Here is a 294-nt window from a genome sequence, read left to right as displayed (position 1 = left end):
CGCGATCATCAGCACCGCTGGCGGCGAACCGACCGATGGCATCGCGGTTCCCCTGTTCCGCTGGCGGCGGCTGGTGGTGGTGCCCAAGGGCCACCCGCTGGACCGCGCCGGTCGCGCACCGGACCTGGCCGCGCTGGCGCGGGGCGTGGTCGAGCGCTACGCCGACCGTGCGTTGGCGGCCGACGTGGACCTGGGTTACGACGGACCCGACGACGGTGTGCAGGTGCAAGGTGATCCGCAGCTGCTGCGCGAGGCGCTGGGCAACCTGCTGGACAACGCGCTGCGCTACGGCGC

The 294-nt window shown here is 73.5% G+C and carries 1 pseudogene; it reads left to right on the top strand.

The annotated features are described in order from the left end of the window. Positions 1-294, top strand: a pseudogene (locus EN852_RS42045) (hypothetical protein); the annotation flags it as partial.

Source organism: Mesorhizobium sp. M2E.F.Ca.ET.209.01.1.1, from assembly GCF_004010375.2.
Lineage (GTDB): Bacteria > Pseudomonadota > Alphaproteobacteria > Rhizobiales > Rhizobiaceae > Mesorhizobium.
Note: the sequence above shows the minus strand (reverse complement) of the source record. Positions and strands in the feature narration are given on the sequence as shown.